Consider the following 20,563-nt stretch of genomic DNA (forward strand, 5'->3'; position numbering starts at 1 on the left):
TCATTTGGGCGTATAGGGGCTGCCGGCACAGCGCTTCGCGCTCACCGCCGCCGACCGCTGGCAGACGATCACATAGTCGATCTGCAAACCCGCGGGGAGCGCGGCGTCGTCGACGCCGTTGAGCCCGGCCCAGGGGCCGCCGACGGCGAGGTTCAACAGGATATGCGCCGGACCGGCGGCGACGGCGTCGCTGTAGACCCAGCGATAGGTCCGCACCCAGAGCTTCCTGCCGTCGAGAAACACCGTGACCGTGTCCGGCTCCCAGAGCAGGCCGTAGACATGCCAGTCCTTCGACATGTCCAAGGGGGCGTTGTAGAAGCCCCAGCGGGGCTCGAAGTTGACGTCGTTGTAGATCAGCGTGCCGCCCTGGGCGGTCGGATTCTCGACGGCGACGGCGGAATGCACCATGTTCGGGCGCTCGGTCGTGCCGTTGAAGGCATATTCCATGATGTCGATCTCCGGCGGCCAGTCCAGCCGGCCGTTCGGGCCGTAGTCGGAGTTCAGCCAGAAGGCGGGGAACAGCCCGCGGCCGCTGGGCAGCTTGATCCGGGCTTCGAAATAGCCGTAGCGGAAGGTCTGGCGCGACCGGATCATGCCGGACTCATAGGCGACCGCGCGGCCGTCGTCATAGACCTTGGTCGCCACCAGATGCAGGATGCCGTTGGCGACGATGTGGTGGTCGCCGTCGCGATAGACCTGCTGGTCCTGGTTCAGGCGGTCCTGCGTGCCGTCCTTGTAGATGAAGCGCGTGTACCAGGTGTTGCGGTCGAGCGCGGTGCCGTCGAAATATTCCCGGAACACCGGCTTCCAGCCCGCCGCGCGCGCCGGCGGGCAAGCCGCAAGGCCGCCGATAAGCAGCAGCAGGCCCAGAACCCGGCCGCAGCGGACGATCGACGCACGCCCCATGTCATGAACCCCGAATTTTGCTAAGCATCCCCAACATCGGAACGGCGGAAGCCGGCGGTGGTTCCGATGCGGGGCCGAGGGACTGGACCCGGCGCTTGCGCTGTGGCCTGATCCCGCGTTCCCGAAGCGAAGGCGGAAACCTATTCCGCGGGAAACGACACTCCAGGATGACGATCGCATGACAGTGGAAGAGCAATGCCCGTGAATCTATCGAGCGCCGACCTCCGACCGGATGTTGATGAAGATGCCGCGCCGCGCGGCCAGCCGCGGGTGGTCGTGGTGATCCCGACGTTGAACGAGGAGCGGACCATCCGCGCGCTGATCGGCATCCTGCGTTCCGAGCGGCTCGATCCCGAGCGTACCCGCTTCGTGGTGGCGGACGGCGGGAGCACCGACCGGACCCGCGCGATCGTCGCCGAGCTGATGGCCGAGGCGAGCGACCTCATGCTGATCGAGAATCCGCAGCGGATCCAGTCGGCCGGCATCAACCGGGTGGCGCGGGAGCTCGCCGAGGAGTGGGACGTCCTGGTCCGCTGCGACGCCCATGCCGGCTACCCGGCGCATTTCGTGCCGATGCTGCTGGAGAGCCTCGCCCGCAGCGGCGCGGATTCGGTGGTGGTGCCGATGGATTCGATCGGCGATACCTGCCTGCAGCGGGCGGTGGCCTGGGTCTCCAACACCCCGGTCGGCACCGGCGGCTCCCGGCACCGCGCCGGGACCAAGAGCGGCTTCGTCGATCACGGCCATCACGCCGCCTTCGCCGCGGCGATGTACCGCCGGCTCGGCGGCTATGACGAGACCTTCAGCCACAACGAGGACGCGGAGTTCGACTGCCGCCTGCGCAAGGCGGGCGGGCGGATCTATCTCGATGCCGAGATCCGCATCGACTATCACCCGCGCGGCAGTTTCGGGGCCTTGTGGCGGCAGTATTTCAACTACGGCCGCGGCCGCGCCCGCACCGTGCTGCGGCATCCGGATTCGTTGCGGCTGCGCCAGGCCGCGGTGCCGGGCCACGTGCTGCTGTTCCTGGCCAGCCTGGCCGCGCTCCCGTTCACGCCGCTCGGCTGGGCCTGGCCGGCGGTCTATGCCGCGATCCTCAGTGCCACCTCGCTGGCGCTGGCGGCCAAACACCGCTCGGCCTGCGGGCTGCTCGCCGGGCCGGCCGCGGCGATCATGCATTTCGCCTGGGCGCTGGGCTTCCTCGGCACCTGCCTCAGGGCGGCGTTCACCCGGCAGCGCTGACCCGGACAACCCCCGCCTCTTGAAGCCTGGTCAGATAGGCCTATCTATCTGAAATAATACAACAAATTCCAAAAACCGGACCCTGATGGGGGCGCAGAATCCTGAATCCGTCCGGGTCCTGTCCGGGTTGGCGGCGGCGGCGTGTGCCTTTGCCGTCCGGGTCCTGTCCGGGTTGGCGGCGGCGGCGCGTGCCTTTGCCGTCCGGGTCCTGTCCGGGTTGGCGGCGGCCAAGATTTTTCCGCTGTCTGCGTCCGGTCTGCGTGGGCTTGGCGAGAGTCACCCGCAAGCCCGATTGTACCCGATCCGTTCCAGGCCGTCCATCGGCCGGGCCCGGCGGTTCAGCGCGCGGCGGGGGCGGCCAGGATCTCGGCGTAGAATTCGCGATACTGCCGGGCGACCTCCGTATCGGCGAAGCGGGCTTCGGCGCTTTGCCGACAGGCGGCCCGCGCCGGCTCGCCGGTCCGCGCCAGCACGGCGGCGATGGCGCGCGCCAGCGCGTCCACGTCGCCGGCCGGGGCGAGCGCGCCGCAGCTCTGGTCGCGCACCAGGTCCGGCATGCCGCCGATCTCGAAGGCGACGCAGGGCGTGCCGCAGGCCAGCGCCTCGACCAGGGTGTTCGGCAGGTTGTCCTGCAGCGAGGGCGCCACGAAGACGTCGGCCGCCGAATAGATCAAGGCCATGGCGAGATCGTCGCCGAACTGCCCGAGGTAATGCACCGGCAGGCCGAGGTCGATCGGCTGCTGGGGCGCCCGCGCCCCGAACACCAGGAGCTCGGTGCCCGGGCCGCCATCGGGATCGCGGGCCAGGGCCTGCAGCGCCGGCACCAGGAGATGAAAGCCCTTGCGGCGGTCGGTGGTGCTGGCCATCGCGCCGAACAGCACCAGCCGCTTGTCCTGCGGCAGGTTGAGCGCGCGCCGGGCCTCGCGGCGGTCCAGCGGCTTGTAGAGATCGAGGTCGATGCCGTTGGAGATCACGCGGCAGGGCATGCGGGAGAACAGCAAACTCGCCTTGGCACGCTCGGCCAGCCAGCGGCTCGGACTCACCAGGTGGAAGGTCCTGCCGCCCCAGGCGCGGCGCTTGCGCCGGAACACCCAGGCATCGAGATCGGGGCCGCTGTCGGTGGCGGCGCGCGAGGCCGGCGTGTAGCCGTCGTTGGCGCGCGGCCGGCCGGCGATGTCCTCGTAATGCTCGGCGCCGGAGAAGGGCCACATATCGTGCATGGTCCAGACGATCGGCTTCCGGATCGCCGCGATCTCGCCGATGCTGAGCGTCGCGGCGGCGACCCAATGCAGGTTGACGAGATCGGCATCGCTGGCATTGAGCCAGCGCGCGAGGCCGGAACCGAACAGGCCCAGCGAATGGAACACCGTGTTGGCGCTGCGCTGGCGGGAGAGGATCTTCGCCTCCGCCCGGCCGCCCAGCACCGCGCGAATTCGGCCGGCCATGCCGAGCGGCGCGATCACCGAGGGATCGTCCAGCTTCTTGTGGATGACGGCCATGCGGCTGTCGATGCCGATCTTGCGCTGGCCGAGATGGATCCGATGGGCCGCGCGGGCCGCGCCGCCGTCATGGGCGGTGGAGTTGACGTGGATGACCTTCACGCCGTCCTGCCGAGGCTGGAATAACGGAAGCCGGCGGCCTGCATCTCGGCCGGGCGGTAGATGTTGCGCAGGTCGATGAACACCGGCGCTTTGAGGAGCGCCTTCACCCGGTCGAGGTCGAGGCTGCGGTAGCTGTTCCACTCGGTCAGGATCACCAGCGCGTCGGCGCCGTCGATCGCCTCATAGGGGTCGTTGCGGTAGTCGAGGTCGGGCAGCTGCTTCTTCGCCTCCGCCATGCCCTCGGGATCATGGGCGCGGATCTGGATGCCGCGCTGCTGCAGCAAAGGCAGGATGGTGACGCTGGCCGCCTCGCGCATGTCGTCGGTGTTCGGCTTGAAGGTGAGGCCGAGCACCGCCACGGTCTTGCCTTCCGGCTTCTCGCCGAGCGCCGCGACGATCCGCTCGGCCATCCGGGTCTTGCGTTCCTCGTTGAAGTCGAGCGTCGCCTCGATCAGCGAGAGCGGGGCGCCGGCCTCGCGCGCGGTCTGAATGAGGGCGCGGGTGTCCTTGGGGAAGCAGGAGCCGCCGAAGCCGGGCGAGGGATGCAGGAACTTGCCGCCGATCCGGCCGTCCAGCCCGATGCCGCGCGCGACGTCATGCACGTCGGCGCCGACCTGCTCGCAGAGATCGGCGATCTGGTTGATGAAGGTGATCTTCATCGCCAGGAAGGCGTTGGCGGAATATTTGATGAGCTCGGCCGTCTCCAGCCGGGTGAAGACGATCGGCGTGTCGATCAGGAACAGCGGGCGGTAGATCTGCCGCATGATCTCCTTGGCGCGCTCGCCGTCGGTGCCGATCACCACGCGGTCCGGCCGCATGAAGTCGTTGATCGCCGCGCCCTCGCGCAGGAACTCCGGGTTGGAGGCGACGTCGAACTCGGCCTTCGGGTTGGTCTCGCGGACGATCTTCTCGACCTGCCGCCCGGTGCCGACCGGCACCGTCGACTTGGTGACGATGACCGCATAGTCCTGGAGGTGCTCGGCGATCTGCTTCGCCGCGCTGTAGACATAGGTCATGTCGGCATGGCCGTCGCCGCGCCGGCTCGGCGTGCCGACCGCGATGAAGATCGCCTGGGCGCCGGCGATCGCGGCGATCTCGGTGGAGAAGCTGAGCCGTTTCGCCGCGGCGTTGCGTTCGACCAGGTCGTTGAGGCCGGGCTCGTAGATCGGGATCTCGCCCTGCTTCAGCCGCGCGATCTTGCCGGCATCCATGTCGATGCAGACCACCTGGTGGCCGAACTCGGAGAGGCAGGCGCCGGACACCAGGCCGACATATCCGCTACCAATGACCGCTATCTTCATAGTATGGCTATCTCTGGAACTTGCGCGGCGTTCGCCGATTTGAAACGGGCCGAAATTGCCCCCGGGGCCGAATGCCGCGCAAGGTAGCGGGCTTTCCGCCCACAGGCAACGCATAGGGTCGAGGAGCGCTGGAGATCTCGTTGATAGGCTCAGGTTGCCGCGGCGGACGCAGGGAACCTTCTCGGGGTTCGGCCGTTCTCTCCGATCGATTCATCCGATGATTGTTACAGTTTACATCCCGACGCGGAACCGCCAGGCCCTGGTCGAGCGCGCCGTCAACTCGGTCCTGCGGCAGGATCACCGCGAGATCGAGCTGATCGTGGTGGACGACGGCTCGACCGACGCGACGCCGGCCTATCTCAAGGCCGCCGCCGCCGCCGATCCCCGCATGGTCGCCCTGTTCAACGACAAGCCGATGGGCGCGCCGGTCGCGCGCAATCGCGCGATCGCGCAGGCCAAGGGCGCGTTCGTCACCGGGCTGGACGACGACGACGCCTTTGCCGAGAACCGCATCAGCAGCTTCATCGCGGCCTGGAACGACTACGCCGCGCGCGGCATCACGCCGTCCGGCCTCTATTCGCACGCGGTGGCGATGCGCGCCGGGACCGAGAGCCTGTGGAAGCGGCCGCCCTCGGCGCAATACCAGGATCTCTTCCGCCTCAACGTCGTCGGCAACCAGCTGTTCGCGCCACGCGCGCATTATCTCGGCGTCGGCATGTTCGACGAGCTGCTGCCGGCCTGGCAGGACCTCGATCTCTTCATCCGCATCCTGCTGAAATACGGCCCCGCCTATCTCGCCGACGCGCCGAGCTATCTCTACGACGACGAGGACCGCGGCGACCGCATCTCCTCGAAGGCGGAGCGGATCCGCAAGGCCTATGCGCGGATCTCGGCCAAGCATCGCGACCTCGACCCGCGGCTGAACCTCGCGCTGTTCATGCAGATCTTCCAGGACGGCTACGACATCTGGCCGGACTGGCACGATCTCACCCATGTGCTGGGCAGCCGCCCGACCAAGGGCCAGGCCAAGCGCATCATCCTGAAATACTTGCGGGCGAAGATGCCGAGGCGGCGGCGGTACGACTAGATTCGATTGGCGAACGGCGGTTTGCGGGGATGCGAAGCTGCGCTTGCGGGGGAACGTAGACGCGATAGAGTAAGCTTCTCCACAACGCGGGGTTAGTGTGGTGCTCTTCAAGATGCTGGGGAAGATCAGGCGTCGATTTCGGGTGATTCTGGCTCGGTGGCGTGCGCCAGGTTTCGTTGTTCTCGGTTCAAACTGCAACATCGACCTGAGTGTTCATTTCGGCCGAGAAGGCGGGCAAGTGGCGATCGGCGACGATGTCATGATCGCCCGGTATGGAGAGATTACCGCTCCGGCGAGTATCGGAAATGGCACATTCATCAATCGCTCGGTCTATATGCGAGCGGAGACCTCGATCGGGTCAAAGTGCGCAATCGGCCCGTTCGTGAAATTTCTCACTGACACGCACGAGATCGGGCCACCGGATCGGCGCGCTGGAAAACGAGTGGTGCGGCCGATCCGCCTTGGCGACGGTGTCTGGATCGGTGCAGGGACAATCGTCATTGGTGGCGTCACGATCGGCAACGGTGCCGTGATCGGCGCCGGTTCCGTGGTGACGAAAGACGTCCCGGCTGACTGCATCTATGCCGGCAATCCGGCCAGGCTCATTCGGCCTATCGTTGAGGGCCAACAATCCTGAGCGTCTAAGCCGAGTTCCGTCAGAGGGCCGCCGGCGTGCCGTCTGTCGGCGGTGAGTTGGGCAGTGTCCTTCCCGTGAGATGGCGGGCCAGTACCGCGAGGCTACGGTCGCGCATCGTCTTGACGCGCGTGGCGGCGACCTCGGCGTCGAGCGGCGGCGGTGTCGCCTTCAGGAGCTGCGCGGCGGCGGCTTCGGAATCGCGGAACGGGATCGCGACGGTCGGGTGCTCGAGATGCCGCGCCAGCTTCTCCAGATAGGAGCCGGCGCGGACGATCACCGGAACGCCGAGTTGCACGGCGCGGCCCAGGATGCCGGAGGCCTGATCGTGGATCGGGTTGTAGCAGGACCAGATCAGGGCGGCGTGGCGGTAGAGATGGCGGATCTCCTCGTCCTCCATGCGGCGGTCGATCAGCAATCCGCCGGCTTCGGCAAAGGCGTCGGCGGCGTTGCGGGATTCCGCGTTCACCTTGCCGGCGGAGACGAAGAGATAGCGCGCGCGGATCTCGGGCGAATGGCGCCAGATCTCGACGAAGGCATCGAAGCCCTTGCGCAGCTCGACCTGGCCCAGCGACAGCACCACCTGCCGGCCCTGCGCCGCCGCCGCGATCTCATCGTCCAGCGCCGGGAAGGCGTCGGCCGGCGGCATGCCGAAGAAATGCAGGTCCCAGAGCTGCGGGTCGTAGAGCCAGTCGCTCGCAACCTGGCCGAGGCGGCGGTCGATGTCGAAGGGCAGGATGATGAGCACCGAAGTGCGCGGCAGCCGCGACGCGACGGCGAAGACCAGCCGCTTGAACGGCGCGCGCGCCTTGCCGAGGAAGCACTGCCCCGGCCGGAAGAACAGCCCCACCGTCCGCGGCCCGCCCAGCGCCGCGCGCAAGGCGGAACGCATGAACACGGTCCAGTGGTCGTCGATCGCGGCGTAGAACAGGGTGGCGCCAGGCGCCGGGTTCTCAGCCTCCAGCGCGATGCCGAGGGCCTGGAGCTCGGCGGTCAGCAGGCGACGGTATTCGGAATAATGCCCGACGTCGCGCACCGCGATCCAATGCGCGGCGGAGTGGGGTGGGGCGGGCGTGTTGGCTGCGGGTGGCTTCGGATCAACTTTCATCAGGCTCTGCAATTGTCAAGCAAGCGTCGCGAGGAACACCTTCTCGCCGCGCTGGATGCTGTATCGGGAAACGTCGGGTTCGATCGCCGTGAACTCGGTCAAGGCAAATTCGGCGTCACGCACACGATCCCGGAAGTCGCGCCCATAGTATCGGACATGGTCCGACTGGCCGAAGTAAAGCTCACGCTCGGCCGCTGAGGTCGCGTTGGGGTTTTCGTAGGTCATGTCCCAGCCCTCGACGATCGGGACCATGAGGATCGCCATGCCGTTCGGCCGAAGAATCCGCCGCAATTCGCGGAGCGCCTTCCGGTCGTCGACATGCTCGAGGACGTGAGAACAGACGATCAGGCTGAAGGATTGGTCCGGCTCGGCGATGTTTTCAATGTTCCGCACGACATCGGCCTTGCCGGCCTCGATGTCTGCAGTGACGTATTCGGTTGCCAGCTTCGAAAGAAAGCCGACCACGGCCGGCTCCGGTGCGAAGTGAATCGCGCGCCCGCGCGGAATCGACCCGCCCGACCGGTCAGCCCACAACTTCAAAAGCCGATGCCTCTCCAGGGATGCGCATTTCGGGCATTGCGCATCGCGCCGCGGCGGATCGCCGAATTGCTGGAACACGCCGTGATAGCCACATATCGGGCACTCTCGGGGATGCGTGCCGCGAACGGGTGCATCCATGCCCGCGAGGCGCTTCAGCCTCCTCCGGATGCGCTTGGTAAGACTTCTTGACCCAGGCGTTGCGTTCATAGCAGCTCCGCTCGTCCGTCAGTCCATCATTCCTCCATCCAGAGTACGGTGCGCGGCGACAACGGCCAACCACTTTCGAGAGGAAAGGGCACACAGTCCCTTCAGTGGGGTGCATTGTCATTTGGTTTTGAAGCAACCAGCACGTAACCGAGCGGACACGACTGCTGCGTCCGCCTCGAGATATTGGGAAACGGCGGACACCGAAGAAGGGCGCGCGCCACGCCATGCAGCACCCTTGCGATAGATTGGGGCGGCCGGATCATCTTAAGAGCAAGATCCGCCATGACTTCAGGGCCTCCGCCGGTGCTGAAGAGCTCGACAACCTCAAGCGAATTGAGGGTGCAATAGCGCCGCAGACTGAACTCCGTGTGCCGGAGGTAGTCATGCGGGGCCTCATGAATCCAATACAGGAACGGAACCCCAAGAATCAGTTTGCCGCCAGGCGCGCAGACCCGCGCCACCTCTGAGAAGAAGGTTTCCGGGCTATGCAGGTGTTCAAGGACATCGGTCGATATGACTGTGTCGAATGAATCACTCGGAATGCCGGCCCATTCGCGATTGAGATCCACATAGCTGTCACAGAAGCTTACATCATGCAGGCTACTGCCCCAGTCTATGCAAGTGATGCTCGTCGATCGGCTGCGATACATCTCATAAAGCGGCGCAGGACCGCAGCCGACGTCTATCACGCGACCGCGGCAATGGGCGGCTATGGTGCGTCCGTAGGCAGCAGCGAGCAGATCTCCGGTGATCCACGACGTGGGATGGATCCCATTGCGAGAGGCCGCCCAGCCGTCGCCCTTCTTCAGGAACTTGGTTGGAACCCATCTATCTTCATTCTGCATGCGGCATCCATCCGTCGTTCATGCGATTCTGGCTTTGAGAAATGGGCGCACCAGTTCCCGCGCGAAAACGACCAGAAGCACGAAATACAATGCGGCGCCAGCCGGCACCAGGATCAAAAGTTGGATCAGCGGCGAAAAGCCATCGAGCCAGCCAAGGTCAATCGGAAGCCATGTTGCAATCCCAATCGCAACGGAAAAGATGGTCTGTTTCCAGATTGCGCGAAGTAGAGACAGCAGGCTCTGCTGAACCAGCTTAAGCGTGACGTGGAGCGTGGTGATTGCAATCGTCGAGGTGGCAAAGAAATAGCCCGTGGCAACGCCGACGATGCCGAAACGGACACTGGCAAAAAACACGACGAGATAGACGGCCGTGTTGATGAAGCCGAGGTTTCGCAGCATCCTTGTCTTGCCGAGCGAGATGAGTACAACGCCCACGTTCGCCCCAATTGCCTGGACGTAACCGACAGGCCCGAACCAGCTGAGAACGTCAACGACACGGAGCCAGTTGTCTCCAAGAAGAATGGCGACCACGGGCTGACGTAGGCCCCACAACAGGGCCATCGCCGGGCCGGTTCCCAGTGCAATGAGTGAAAGCGTCTTTATGAAGTGTGTGCCGATCGTGGAGGGCTGGTCTTGTCGTTCACTATAGAGCGGAAGCAAGACACGGTTGGACACGCTGCCCAAGAACTGGAGAGGTGCGGTAATAAACCGATATGCCATGGAGTAGAGGGCGAGATCCGCTGCGCCAAGGAAACGGCCAATGAGCATGTTGTCGGCATTGCGCGCGAAGTAATTGACCGTGTTGAACGTAACCAGATGACCGGTGAACGCCCATATCCGTCGCATCTCATCCAACGACCATCGACGCTGAGGACGCACGTCCGATGAGAGCCAAAGCATGCCGACCTGTAAGCCGCTTCCCACCGCTTGTTGGATGACCAAGCTGTACACGCCCAATCCATTGATGGCAGCAGCCACGCCGGCGGCCAAGCCCAATGAGGCGGCGCTCAATTCGATCAGGCAAAGGCGCCTTAGCCGGCCGTTCCGTTGCAGGAGCGCCAAGGGCACGGTGCCGACCGATGAAGCCGGGAACACCGCGGAAAGCGCGATCAGCACGCTCTGCAGACGAGGTTCGGCGAATGCCAAAGCGGCCAGTGGCGAGATGGCGATGAGAATGGCGCACAACCCGATACCAACGAAGACGTTGAGCCAGAACACCGTGTTGACGAGTTCCTGAGTGAGTTCCTTGCGCTGGATGAGCGCCGCCGATGTGCCCATATCCTGCAACAGCATGGCGAAGGTCGTGAACAGTGCAGCCATCGCCAGCAGACCGAAGTCCGACACCGGCAACAGCCTCGTCATGATTGCGATGCTGCCGAACTGGATCGCTACCTTTCCGACCTGCGCAAGGGTAGCCCAGCTGACGCGAGAGGCTAGGGCGCCGAAACGTCGATCGAGGAAGCTACCAGACATAATACATCGAGGCCGTCACATCACGCCGGCGGGGTTGATACGGCCAAGCTGGGCCGCCTCGTCATAGTATGTCTCGAGAATCTTGGTTCTCTCGACTATGTCAAACTTCTCTCTAACCCACTGTGCAGCGGCTCGCCCCATCTCATCGCAGCGATCCGGATCGGAGAGAAGGTCGCTGTAAGCTCGGGCAAGAGCATGTTGGTCGGTGGGCGTTATCGCAAATCCTGTAACGCCATCCATGATCGCTTCCCGGGTCCCGGTGACGTTGGAAGTCACGACGGGAATGCCACATGCCTGAGCTTCCAGGAGGACCAGGCCAAATCCTTCGTAGTCGCCGTTCGTCGCGTCGCGGCTCGGCATCGTAAATAAGCGCCCGCTTCGGATCACTTCCAGCAGCGCGGGGTGGGGAAGGGCGCCGTAGCTGACGATTCCCCCGATCTCGGCTTTGGCAGCCTCTACCAGGGGCCGCAGAGGCCCATCCCCAACTATGTGAAGCTCGGCTTCGGGAATGGTCTTCCGCACTTCCGCATAGGCGGCGAGTACCTTGTCGATGCCCTTCTTCTCGTAGAGGCGCCCAGCATAGACGATACGCATCGGCTTCTGGCGTGCGGGCGTGAACCTGGTCTCCGGTATCGGGATTCCGAGATAGTGAACCTTCATGTTCGCGCGGGAATAGCCCCGCTCGAGGGCGCGGTCACGCAAGTATTCCGAGACGGGAAGCACGGCGGCAGATTTCGTCGTGAGCGCCTTACGCCGGTATCGAATGAATTGGGTTCGGATGCTCTGCCACGGTGTCCGCAGTCCGACATCATATCCATGGAGAGTAACGACAAGCGGAACGCCGGCAGCCCTGGCATAGGGGAGGATGAGAGCGGCATTGTCCGCGAAGTGCGCGTGTATCAGCGCAGGCTTGATGTCCGCAATCGTCCGCGCCATTTTTTGCGAGCGGCCAAGATAGAATTCGAGCTTCTCCCAGCGCGATGGATAGCGATCGGGGTAGAGGATCACGGATGGAAAACTGAAGTCGGTAATACCCTTGTCCCGTATCAGGCCGACCAGGGTCGGCCGGTAGCGCTTAAGGTGCGCGCAATGAGCCGCTATGAAGGTCTGCGACAGGGGCAAAACCTCGTTCGTGAAGACCATCACGCGCCTGTCGCTCAAGACGGTCGTCTCCAACCGAACGCGTCTTGATGATGCGTTTGGCTTTCACGAGCCACGAGGCTGGATTTCATAGAAGTAGAAGTCGGCGAAAGAAGTATGGTCGCGATCGTTCTCATCGTAGGGATAACGGTTCTTGACCATGCGCAAGAGGCGCCAGTTGGGCTCGTTCTGCTCGACCCAGGCGGTGAAGTTCCTGTGCCGCACGTGTTCCGCCGACCAAGCCTTGTCCATGTTGCTGGAATAGATGGCGACGAAACGGGTGCTGGCGCCGAACAAGGAACGCATATACTGGTCGAAGACGGCATCTTCGACCAAGTGATAGATGACGTCGAGCGAGAGCGTGAGCTCGGCCTTGAATCCGGCCGGCAATTCGCTGGTCAGGATGAAGCGTTTGGTGGGATCGTTGGCATACAGCTGCCGGCAGAGTTCCACCGCGGTCGTAGAAACATCGATGCCGACATATTGCGGATAGCTGGCCAGCTGCAACTGCGCGCCGTCCCCGCTGCCGAACTCGGCAACGCTGCCGATGTTCTGCTCTTTGACGAAGGTGTTCAGGATCTCGGCTTTGAACTCCGCAAGCCGGTTGTAGGAGCCCGCGCCGGAATTGCCGCCCGAAGCATAGCGAGACTCCCAATAGTTCCGCGAGCCTTCGAACTTGGGCTTAAAGATCGCTCGGTAGACCTTCTTGAGGGGGGCGCGCAAAGCTTGCAACAATTTAGGAGCTCCTCTTCAGGCTCAAACGGTACGACAACTCGACCTTCACGCCGCCCTCGACGTCGCTTCGAGGAAGGCGCGATAGGCATCCTCGATCCCCTCGCGCAGGCCGATCCGCGGCTGCCAGCCGAGGGCGCGGAGCTTCGCGGCGCTCATCAGCTTCCGCGGCGTGCCGTCCGGCTTGGAGAGGTCGTGCCGGATCCCGCCCTTGAAGCCGACGATCTCGCAGACCAGCTGGGTCAGCTCCAGGATGGTGATGTCCTCGCCCGAGCCGACATTCACATGGCCGTCGCCGGAATAGACCTTCATCAGGTGGACGCAGGCATCGGCGCAGTCATCGACATGCAGGAACTCGCGGCGCGGCGCGCCGGTGCCCCAGACCACGATCTCCTTGTCGCCGCGCTGCTTGGCCTCGTGCGCCTTGCGGATCAGCGCCGGCATCACATGGCTGGAGTTGAGGTCGAAATTGTCGCCCGGCCCGTAGAGATTGGTCGGCATGGCGGAGACATAGTCGCTGCCGTGCTGGCGGCGGTAGGCCTGGCAGAGCTTGATGCCGGCGATCTTGGCGATCGCGTACCACTCGTTGGTCGGCTCCAAGGGGCCGGTCAGCAGCGCCTCCTCGGTGATCGGCTGCGGCGCCAGCTTCGGGTAGATGCAGCTGGAGCCCAGGAACATCAGCTTCTCGACCCCGGTCGCGAAGGCGGCGCCGATGATGTTGGTCTCGATCAGCAGGTTGTCGTAGAGGAAGTCGGCGGGATAGGTGTCGTTGGCCAGGATGCCGCCGACCTTGGCGGCGGCCAGGAACACCGCCTGGGGCTGGGCCTGCGCCATCCAGGCCTCGACCGAGGCCTGGCGCTTCAGGTCCACCTGGTCGCGGCCGACGGTCAGGAGCTCGCAATGCTCGGCTTTGAGCCGGCGCGCGATCGCCGATCCCACCATGCCGCGATGGCCGGCGACCCAGACGCGCTTGCCGGCCAGCGAATAGGGGCTGCCGACACTCATGCTAGGCGCCCTTCATGATCGGCGCCGAGGCCATCACCTTCAGATCCTCGCGCACCATCTCCGCGACCAGCTGGTCGAGCTTGATCTCGTGTTTCCAGCCGAGCTTCTCCCGGGCCTTGCGCGGGTCGCCGATCAGGAGGTCCACTTCGGTCGGGCGGAAATAGCGCGGGTCGATCTCGACCAGGGTCTTGCCGGTCTTGGCGCAGAGGCCCTTCTCGGCGACGCCGCTGCCCTTCCATTCGATCGTGGTGCCGACCTCGGCGAAGGCCTTCTCGACGAAGGAGCGCACGGTGTGGGTCTCGCCGGTCGCCAGCACGTAGTCGTCCGGCTGGTCCTGCTGCAGCATCAGCCACATGCCCTTCACGTATTCCTTGGCATGGCCCCAGTCGCGCTTGGAATCGAGGTTGCCGAGATAGAGCTTGTCCTGGCGCTCGAGATGGATCGCCGCGACCGCCCGGGTGATCTTGCGGGTGACGAAGGTCTCGCCGCGGATCGGGCTCTCGTGGTTGAACAGGATGCCGTTCGAGGCGTGCATGCCGTAGGCCTCGCGGTAGTTGACCGTGATCCAGTAGCCGTAGAGCTTCGCCGCGGCATAGGGCGAGCGCGGGTAGAAGGGCGTGGTCTCGCTCTGCGGCACTTCCTGGACCTTGCCGTAGAGCTCCGAGGTCGAGGCCTGGTAGAAGCGCGACTTGTTGGTGAGGCCGAGCAGGCGGATCGCCTCCAGCAGGCGCAGCGTGCCGATCGCGTCGGCGTTGGCGGTGTATTCCGGGGTCTCGAAGCTGACCTGCACATGGGATTGTGCGGCGAGGTTGTAGATCTCGTCCGGCTGGGTCTCCTGCACCACGCGGATGATGTTGGTGGAATCCACCATGTCGCCGTAATGCAGGAAGAACTGCGGGTTGGTCTCGTGCGGGTCCTGGTAGATATGCTCGATCCGCCCGGTGTTGAAGGAGGACGAGCGCCGCTTGATGCCGTGGACGACATAGCCCTTGCTGAGCAGCAGCTCGGCGAGATAAGCGCCGTCCTGGCCGGTGGCACCGGTGATCAGGGCAACCTTGCGGTTGTCGGCCATGGACTTCCTACTCCAATGATGCGGCGTCTGGCGCCAGATGGTTCGATCCGGCAAGGGCCGGCCGCGCGGGTGTCGCCCGGCTCATGTTGCAGTGCAGTATACTATTTTTCTTTTTCCAAAAAGGAAGGGAGAATCTCGAAAAAAGGACAGCGCAGCGTGGTTTCCGGACGCGAAAGGCGGCAACCAAACTCGCCGGACCGGCAATTCGTTCCTTGGCGGGCTACCGGGCGGGCAGCGGCGGCAGGCCGCCGGCCAGCCGCGCCAGCGCGTCGGCGAATTTCCGGCCGTTGCCGTCCCAGTCATAGACGTTCTGGACCGCGTCGTAGCAGGCGGCCTGCATGCGGTTGAGGGCGGGGAAGTCGTCGATCAGCCGCAGCACCGCGCCGACCAGGTCCGGCGCCGACTTTTCCGTGACGATGTTGGCGAGGGCGGCCGGCGGCAGGCCCTCGAACGAGCCTTCCAGCGCCGCGATCGGCATGCGGCCGAAGAGATAGTCGAGCACCTTCAGCTTGAAGCCGCCGCCGACCGCCTCGATGATCAGGCCGAGCCGGGCGTTGCGGAGCTCGGCGGCGAGGTCGTCCACGAAGCCGAGGAAACGCGTCGCCTTGAGGCGCGGCGTCCAGTCGGCGCGGAATTTCTCATCGACATCGCCGATGATGTCGAACTGGATGCCGTGCTGCTGGAAGACGCCGTCGGCGACCGCGAGGAACTCGGCGACGTTGATCTGCTTGGCGATCCAGCGCACCGAGCCCAGCATGACCACGCGCCGCGGCACCGCGGCGTCGATGGTCCGCGCGGCGGCGCGGTAACCGCCGAAGCCCGGCGGCAGGACCAGCCCCGGCTTCTGCGGGCACCAGGCGAGAATGTCGGCGCGGTCCTTCTCGGTCAGGGCGACCAGCAGGTCGCAGGCCTCGACCATGCGGCGCTCCAGGCGGCCGATCTTCGCGGAATTGAGCTTGACCGCCAGCTTGCGGGCCGGCGAGCCCTTGAAGCCGGCGGCGATGTCGCGCGCCACCTGTTCCTCGAAGTTATGCGCGACATAGACGATCGGCAGCTTCGCGCCGAGTTCGCGCAAGGTGTCGAGCGCCCAGCCCGATCCGTAATAGTCGAGCACGATCGCTTCGGGTTTGGTCTCGCGAATGAGCGCCGCCAGTTTCTCGCGCAAGGCCGGCGGCGAGAAGCGCGCGGCGGCCAGCGGCAGCGGGCTCGCGAGGGCGCTCAAAGTGCCGCGCTCGGGGGCGGCGACCGGATGCCAGCGCGGCGCCCGCGGGTCGCCGGCATGCGCGGCCGGCACCGGGCCGTCGGCCATGCCGACGACATGGAGCTCGACGCCGGCGCGGGCGACCGCCTGGGCCAGCTCCGCGGAATAGACGCGGTCGCCGGCCTGCATCGGATAAGGAATGTGTTTGCAGACCCAGAGTACGGACAATTGTCGATCCATGGAGAGGAGGGCGGGACTCAGCGCCGATGCAGCTTCTCGACCACGCGGGCCATCAGCTTCTCGAGCCTGTGCGGACGGTAGGAAGCGGCATAGTCGCGCCGGCCGGAGATCGCATCCGGCAGCGGCGTCAAGGGCTTGAAGCTGGTCTGGGGCACGGTCGCGATGCCGTTGGTCCCGGCGCCCTGGATCAGCAGGGTGAGCTCGTTGAGATGCAGCAGGAAGTCCGGCGGCATCGGCTGCGGCCGGCCTTCGCCCATGGCCCGCATCATCTCGGCGATGCCGAGCAGCTTGTCCTGGGCGTAGATCTCGCGCCGGCGCAGCCAGCTCACGAACCGATGCTTCAGCGAGCGGCCGACGCCGCGCTCGGCCTCGACCGCATGCGACTTCCAGCGCCGCACCAAGGGCTGCCGCCGCCCGCCGATCCCGAGCGCCCGGCCGATCAGCGGCTGGTTGCGCGCGGTATAGGCCTTGCGCGCCGCCAGGCTGACCCGCGAGAAGCGCTCCAGGTGCACCGGCGACTGGTCGTGGAAGGTGTTGTCGAGCACGATCTCGCCCTGCTCGCCGATGATCCGCAGCCGGTGGTCGCGCGGCGCCACCCAGGAACAGGTGATGCGCGCCGCCACCCCGTTGGCGAAGTTGAGGCAGGCGACCGAGAAATCCGGGGTGTCGGCGGGGGAGAGCGGCGTCTCGGTCTTGCGCTCGATCAGCGCCTTGGAGAAGGCGGTCACCGAGAGCGCCGGGCCGAACATCGCGCAGATCCAGACCAGGTGATAGCCGACATGCTCGACGGTGCAGCCCTCCTGCAGCTCCTCGGCATAGGGGAACGGCGCCCCGGTCGGGCTCTGCACGGTCTCGAGCCGCATCAGATGCGCCGGGTTGTCGTCCATCTCGGCATAGATCAGCACCGGCTTGCCGATCGCGTTGTCGCGCAGCGCCTTCCAGGCCGTGGAGATCGCATCCGAATAGAGGTTGCAGGGCGCCCCGGTCAGCACCAGGCCGCGCGCCTCGGCCAGCGCGAACAATTCCCGCGTCTGCTCGAGGCTCTTGGTGGTGGGCTTCTCGGAATAGACATGCTTGCCGGCTTCGAGCGCCTGCTTGATGACGTCGTAATGCGCATGGATGCTGGTGAGGTTGACCACGACCTCGACCTCGGGATCCGCCAGCAGCGCCGCGTAGCTCGGGTAGACCTTGAAGCCGTAATGCTGCGACACCACGGCGGCGCGCCGCGCGTCGATGTCGTAGACCCCGCGGATCTCGATCTCGGGATAGGCCCAGCGCGTCCGCATGTAGATGTCGAACACATAGCCGCAGCCGACAAACGCGATCTTCACGCCGCGCCGCTCCCGGCCTGCTGGCCCCGGATGGCGGCGCGGATCCGGTCCACCGTCTCGGCGACGGCGATGCTGTCGTCGAGCGGCATGGCCGCGCTCTCGACCGCGCCCTGCGCGATGCAGGCGCGCACCTCGTCCGCCTCGTAGTGATAGCCGTTGCCGGCATAGTGAAAGCTGTGCGCCTTCCCGCGGCCGCGGCTCGACCGCCCCATCACCTGGGCGATCCGGTGCACCAGGCCGTACTGCTTCAAGCGTGCCTTCCAGCCGAACTGCGCCTGCTCGGGCTTGAGCGGTGCCTCCTGGACGATGTCGAGCCCATAGGGCCGCACCACCGAGCCCCGCACGGCGATCATGCCGTCGCTGCCGAGCACCTGGAACGCGTCGGGTGCCCAGGCGCGCGAACTCACGAAATAGGAGCCGATGACGCCGCCGGGATAGCGCAGCTGGAAGGCGGCGTCCTCATCGACGCCGGTCGCGCCGATGGTGCCGATCGCCTGGACCAGCGTCGGCGACCCGAACAGCCATTGGCCGAGCGAAAGCGGATAGGCGGCGAGATGCGCGAGCGCGCCGCCGCCGGTCTTCGGGTTGAACATGCCGCTCGCCGGATCGGGGATTTGGGAGCTGCCGAAATTTCCGGCGACCAGGCGCACCTCGCCGACCGCGCCGGCCGCGACCTTCTCCTTGAGCGCGCGTCCGGCCGGGAGGAAGCGCGTCCACATCGCTTCCATGGCGAAGATGGAACGGGTGCGCGCCGCCTCGGCGATGCGGGCTGCGTCTGCGGCGGAAGAGGCAAAGGGCTTCTCGACCAGCACCGGAATTCCCGCTTCGAGGCAGAGCAGCGCATGGGCGGCGTGCTCGGAGGGCGGGGTGGCAATATAGATCGCGTCCACGCCGCCCGCCTTGGCGGCTTCGTGATAGCCGCCGATCGCCCGCCCGATCCCGAGCTGCCGCGCGAAATGCTCCGCCCGTTCCCGGGTGCGGGATGCGATGAACGATACCTCGGCGTCATGCGCCACGGCGAGGCCCGCAACGAACTTGGCCGAGATGGCACCGGTGCCGAAAATCCCCCAACGGAATGGCATTACGCGTCTCGAATTGGAGCAGAGGTGAAGGTCGTCCGGCGCCTTGCCGAAACTGCGTCGCGTGCTCCTTCGATCATAGAGTCGGGCTGTTTCCGATTTGCTGTTGAGCCCTGCGCGAGCACCTGCCCCACCCATAACCAACCGGCACAGCCGAAGCAAGGCAGCTTCACACCCAGGCGTTTCAATCTGGTGTTAAACGCGCGACCCAAGCGCGGGGTCCGGAGCGAACTGTAACATCGGCGCCACCCTGCAAGGTTGGGCGCGGGCGCGCCGTCCCGCAAAGTGGAGACATTGTGATTTCAGCGCAGAGTCACACCAAAATGAGAGAACCGTAGCAAGTTGGCGGGCATCTTTCGCGCCTGCACAGCAACTGTTCGCTGGGTTTGTGACATAATCCTCCAACCGCTGAGCCACTGTTCGACGACGGGGGCGCGGAGGGCAGTGGAAGTCGGGGCGACTGCGGTGGAAACCGTGCGCGCCGGCCGTGATCTGAACACACCGGTATTAGAATGACGAATCCCGAGGCTGAACTGGGAGCGATCGCGTGCGCTCCGGGAACGAAGAGTCATGACCAGACGGTCGGCGACGAAGCCGCCGCCAAGGTGTCGCGTCGGCGCAAGCCGATCAAGATCGACGAATTGCCGCCGCCGGGCATCACGCGCTGGGTCATCCATCGCAAGGCGCAGGTGGTGGCCGCAGTCCAGGCCGGGGCGCTCAGCCTCGAGGAAGTCTGCGAGCGCTACTCGGTTTCCGTCGAGGAGTTCCAGAGCTGGCAGAAGACTCTGCAGCAGCATGGCGTCTACGGACTTCGCACCACGCGATCGCAGATCTATCGCTCGGGTGCAACCAAGGGAAACGGCAAGGGATAGCCCCGGTTCCCTAGATTTCTCGCCGCCGCCGCGGCTTCCCGTCGCCACTTTCCGCTTGAAGCCGAGCCGAGGCCGGCCGCAGAATCAATAGCTAATCTGCGTGCTTCGCCGAGGTCGAAACATGAGATCCCGATTGTCGTGGCTGACCGCTCTGGTCTGCGGGGCGATGCTGGCGAGTGCCATGCCCGCATCCGCAAAGACCGTGTCGATGCGACCGCTGTCGCGCAGCGCGGTCGACACCGCCTGCGCGCGGGCGGGTGGCACGGCCTACGGCATCCGTGACACCGACGCTGAATACGGCTGCAGGGCACGGGACAGTTCGGTCACCTGCTCGCCGGACGGCACATGCTTCGGCTACGTTCCCGACCTGGCCCGCTTGCCGAGCAATTCGCTGGATGCCGTCCTCGGGATCTCCATCAGCGGCAAGCCCATCAAGATCGGACCGGTCGACGACCGGATCACGCCGCTGGCGCAACCCTGAGCGGGGACGCCGAAGTGCGGCTTGGCGCCTGCGCGCCGCACGGCCCAAGACGCTGCCAGCCGGTGGTCGGGATTCGAACCCTCGACGGCGCTGGCCCGAATCTCTCGTTCGCCTCGGCTGATGAAACGACCCAGCGCGACTGCCACTGGCAACTGGGCCGCGAGCCATAGCGCAATCGTCCAAAGCATCTTTTTTTCCGCCCCGCTGTTGGCGATGGACAAAAAGATAACCCGAGTAACTTGATCGACAAGCGAGTTTAAATTTTTCACTCGCAAGCATTCCTCCGGTCCTGCGCCTGGGTTCTGGAATTTACCAAGCATTTCGGTGGATCAGCCCCTCATGGACCCGCGCGCGGGAGCAACCGCAAAGGGTGTCAGCGGCGCGACTCTGCCTGGGTCGGCCTCTCCGATGCGAAATTTGAGCAGCGCAAAAGGTTAAAATCCTGGAATATTTCCAAATAATTTCA

The 20,563-nt window shown here is 65.2% G+C and carries 19 protein-coding genes; 5 read left to right on the forward strand and 14 right to left on the reverse strand.

Annotation, left to right across the window (positions count from 1 at the left end; translation table 11 throughout):
• A complete protein-coding gene (locus ACYQ4T_RS01510) occupies positions 1-906 on the reverse strand; it encodes a glycoside hydrolase family 16 protein (RefSeq protein ID WP_459850199.1) in 906 nt (301 codons plus the stop codon).
• 201 nt (positions 907-1,107) lie between these two features.
• Here ACYQ4T_RS01510 and ACYQ4T_RS01515 point away from each other — a divergent pair, with 201 nt between their 5' ends.
• Positions 1,108-2,148: a glycosyltransferase family 2 protein gene (locus ACYQ4T_RS01515; RefSeq protein WP_459850201.1), complete on the forward strand. Its 1,041-nt coding sequence runs from the start codon at positions 1,108-1,110 to the stop codon at positions 2,146-2,148.
• Positions 2,149-2,486: 338 nt separating this feature from the next.
• Here the strand turns inward: ACYQ4T_RS01515 and ACYQ4T_RS01520 are convergent, their stop codons facing one another.
• Positions 2,487-3,749, reverse strand: a complete 1,263-nt coding sequence (locus ACYQ4T_RS01520) for a glycosyltransferase family 4 protein (protein ID WP_459850202.1) — start codon at positions 3,747-3,749, stop codon at positions 2,487-2,489.
• Complete coding sequence (locus ACYQ4T_RS01525) at positions 3,746-5,050, reverse strand: UDP-glucose dehydrogenase family protein (protein ID WP_459850204.1); 1,305 nt, start codon at positions 5,048-5,050, stop codon at positions 3,746-3,748. Before ACYQ4T_RS01525 ends, ACYQ4T_RS01520 begins: the two co-directional genes overlap by 4 nt.
• 217 nt (positions 5,051-5,267) lie before the next feature.
• On the opposite strand from ACYQ4T_RS01525, the gene ACYQ4T_RS01530 reads away from it, so the two are divergent.
• Complete coding sequence (locus ACYQ4T_RS01530; RefSeq protein ID WP_459850206.1) at positions 5,268-6,137, forward strand: glycosyltransferase; 870 nt, start codon at positions 5,268-5,270, stop codon at positions 6,135-6,137.
• A gap of 100 nt (positions 6,138-6,237) precedes the next feature.
• On the forward strand, positions 6,238-6,774 hold the full coding sequence (locus ACYQ4T_RS01535; RefSeq protein WP_459850208.1) for a DapH/DapD/GlmU-related protein: 537 nt from the start codon (positions 6,238-6,240) through the stop codon (positions 6,772-6,774).
• 19 nt (positions 6,775-6,793) lie between these two features.
• Here the strand turns inward: ACYQ4T_RS01535 and ACYQ4T_RS01540 are convergent, their stop codons facing one another.
• From ACYQ4T_RS01540 to ACYQ4T_RS01590, 11 genes are all read right to left on the reverse strand, one after another.
• The gene (locus tag ACYQ4T_RS01540; RefSeq protein ID WP_459850210.1) at positions 6,794-7,879 is read right to left on the reverse strand and encodes a glycosyltransferase family protein; all 1,086 of its coding nucleotides are present in this window, start codon (positions 7,877-7,879) and stop codon (positions 6,794-6,796) included.
• A 15-nt stretch (positions 7,880-7,894) separates the two neighbouring features.
• Complete coding sequence (locus tag ACYQ4T_RS01545) at positions 7,895-8,497, reverse strand: class I SAM-dependent methyltransferase (RefSeq protein WP_459850212.1); 603 nt, start codon at positions 8,495-8,497, stop codon at positions 7,895-7,897.
• Between the two features lie 230 nt (positions 8,498-8,727).
• On the reverse strand, positions 8,728-9,471 hold the full coding sequence (locus ACYQ4T_RS01550) for a class I SAM-dependent methyltransferase (RefSeq protein ID WP_459850214.1): 744 nt from the start codon (positions 9,469-9,471) through the stop codon (positions 8,728-8,730).
• A gap of 18 nt (positions 9,472-9,489) precedes the next feature.
• Entirely contained in the window at positions 9,490-10,944 is a 1,455-nt protein-coding gene (locus tag ACYQ4T_RS01555; RefSeq protein WP_459850216.1) for a lipopolysaccharide biosynthesis protein, read from the reverse strand.
• Positions 10,945-10,959: 15 nt separating this feature from the next.
• The gene (locus ACYQ4T_RS01560) at positions 10,960-12,105 is read right to left on the reverse strand and encodes a glycosyltransferase (RefSeq protein WP_459850218.1); all 1,146 of its coding nucleotides are present in this window, start codon (positions 12,103-12,105) and stop codon (positions 10,960-10,962) included.
• A gap of 45 nt (positions 12,106-12,150) precedes the next feature.
• Complete coding sequence (locus tag ACYQ4T_RS01565) at positions 12,151-12,819, reverse strand: hypothetical protein (RefSeq protein WP_459850219.1); 669 nt, start codon at positions 12,817-12,819, stop codon at positions 12,151-12,153.
• Positions 12,820-12,864: 45 nt separating this feature from the next.
• A complete protein-coding gene (gene fcl / locus ACYQ4T_RS01570) occupies positions 12,865-13,821 on the reverse strand; it encodes a GDP-L-fucose synthase (RefSeq protein ID WP_459850221.1) in 957 nt (318 codons plus the stop codon).
• Between the two features lies 1 nt (position 13,822).
• On the reverse strand, positions 13,823-14,893 hold the full coding sequence (gene gmd, locus ACYQ4T_RS01575) for a GDP-mannose 4,6-dehydratase (protein WP_459850223.1): 1,071 nt from the start codon (positions 14,891-14,893) through the stop codon (positions 13,823-13,825).
• A 220-nt stretch (positions 14,894-15,113) separates the two neighbouring features.
• On the reverse strand, positions 15,114-16,322 hold the full coding sequence (locus tag ACYQ4T_RS01580; protein WP_459850225.1) for a glycosyltransferase: 1,209 nt from the start codon (positions 16,320-16,322) through the stop codon (positions 15,114-15,116).
• 29 nt (positions 16,323-16,351) lie between these two features.
• Positions 16,352-17,665: a Gfo/Idh/MocA family protein gene (locus ACYQ4T_RS01585; protein WP_459850227.1), complete on the reverse strand. Its 1,314-nt coding sequence runs from the start codon at positions 17,663-17,665 to the stop codon at positions 16,352-16,354.
• Complete coding sequence (locus tag ACYQ4T_RS01590) at positions 17,662-18,747, reverse strand: Gfo/Idh/MocA family protein (protein ID WP_459850229.1); 1,086 nt, start codon at positions 18,745-18,747, stop codon at positions 17,662-17,664. Before ACYQ4T_RS01590 ends, ACYQ4T_RS01585 begins: the two co-directional genes overlap by 4 nt.
• A 509-nt stretch (positions 18,748-19,256) precedes the next feature.
• Between ACYQ4T_RS01590 and sciP the strand changes: the two genes are divergently transcribed.
• Entirely contained in the window at positions 19,257-19,616 is a 360-nt protein-coding gene (gene sciP, locus ACYQ4T_RS01595; protein ID WP_459850231.1) for a CtrA inhibitor SciP, read from the forward strand.
• Between the two features lie 133 nt (positions 19,617-19,749).
• On the forward strand, positions 19,750-20,097 hold the full coding sequence (locus ACYQ4T_RS01600) for a hypothetical protein (protein WP_459850233.1): 348 nt from the start codon (positions 19,750-19,752) through the stop codon (positions 20,095-20,097).
• Positions 20,098-20,563: the final 466 nt, after the last annotated feature.

The organism is Dongia sp. agr-C8 (assembly GCF_054658695.1).

Bases quoted from the DNA above. Each gene is read 5' to 3' on its own strand.
- gmd (WP_459850223.1), bottom strand. From the start codon at position 14,893: ATGGCCGACAACCGCAAGGTTGCCCTGATCACCGGTGCCACCGGCCAG.
- ACYQ4T_RS01510 (WP_459850199.1), bottom strand. From the start codon at position 906: ATGGGGCGTGCGTCGATCGTCCGCTGCGGCCGGGTTCTGGGCCTGCTG.
- ACYQ4T_RS01540 (WP_459850210.1), bottom strand. From the start codon at position 7,879: ATGAAAGTTGATCCGAAGCCACCCGCAGCCAACACGCCCGCCCCACCC.
- ACYQ4T_RS01525 (WP_459850204.1), bottom strand. From the start codon at position 5,050: ATGAAGATAGCGGTCATTGGTAGCGGATATGTCGGCCTGGTGTCCGGC.
- ACYQ4T_RS01550 (WP_459850214.1), bottom strand. From the start codon at position 9,471: ATGCAGAATGAAGATAGATGGGTTCCAACCAAGTTCCTGAAGAAGGGC.
- ACYQ4T_RS01555 (WP_459850216.1), bottom strand. From the start codon at position 10,944: ATGTCTGGTAGCTTCCTCGATCGACGTTTCGGCGCCCTAGCCTCTCGC.
- fcl (WP_459850221.1), bottom strand. From the start codon at position 13,821: ATGAGTGTCGGCAGCCCCTATTCGCTGGCCGGCAAGCGCGTCTGGGTC.
- sciP (WP_459850231.1), top strand. From the start codon at position 19,257: ATGACGAATCCCGAGGCTGAACTGGGAGCGATCGCGTGCGCTCCGGGA.
- ACYQ4T_RS01530 (WP_459850206.1), top strand. From the start codon at position 5,268: ATGATTGTTACAGTTTACATCCCGACGCGGAACCGCCAGGCCCTGGTC.
- ACYQ4T_RS01590 (WP_459850229.1), bottom strand. From the start codon at position 18,747: ATGCCATTCCGTTGGGGGATTTTCGGCACCGGTGCCATCTCGGCCAAG.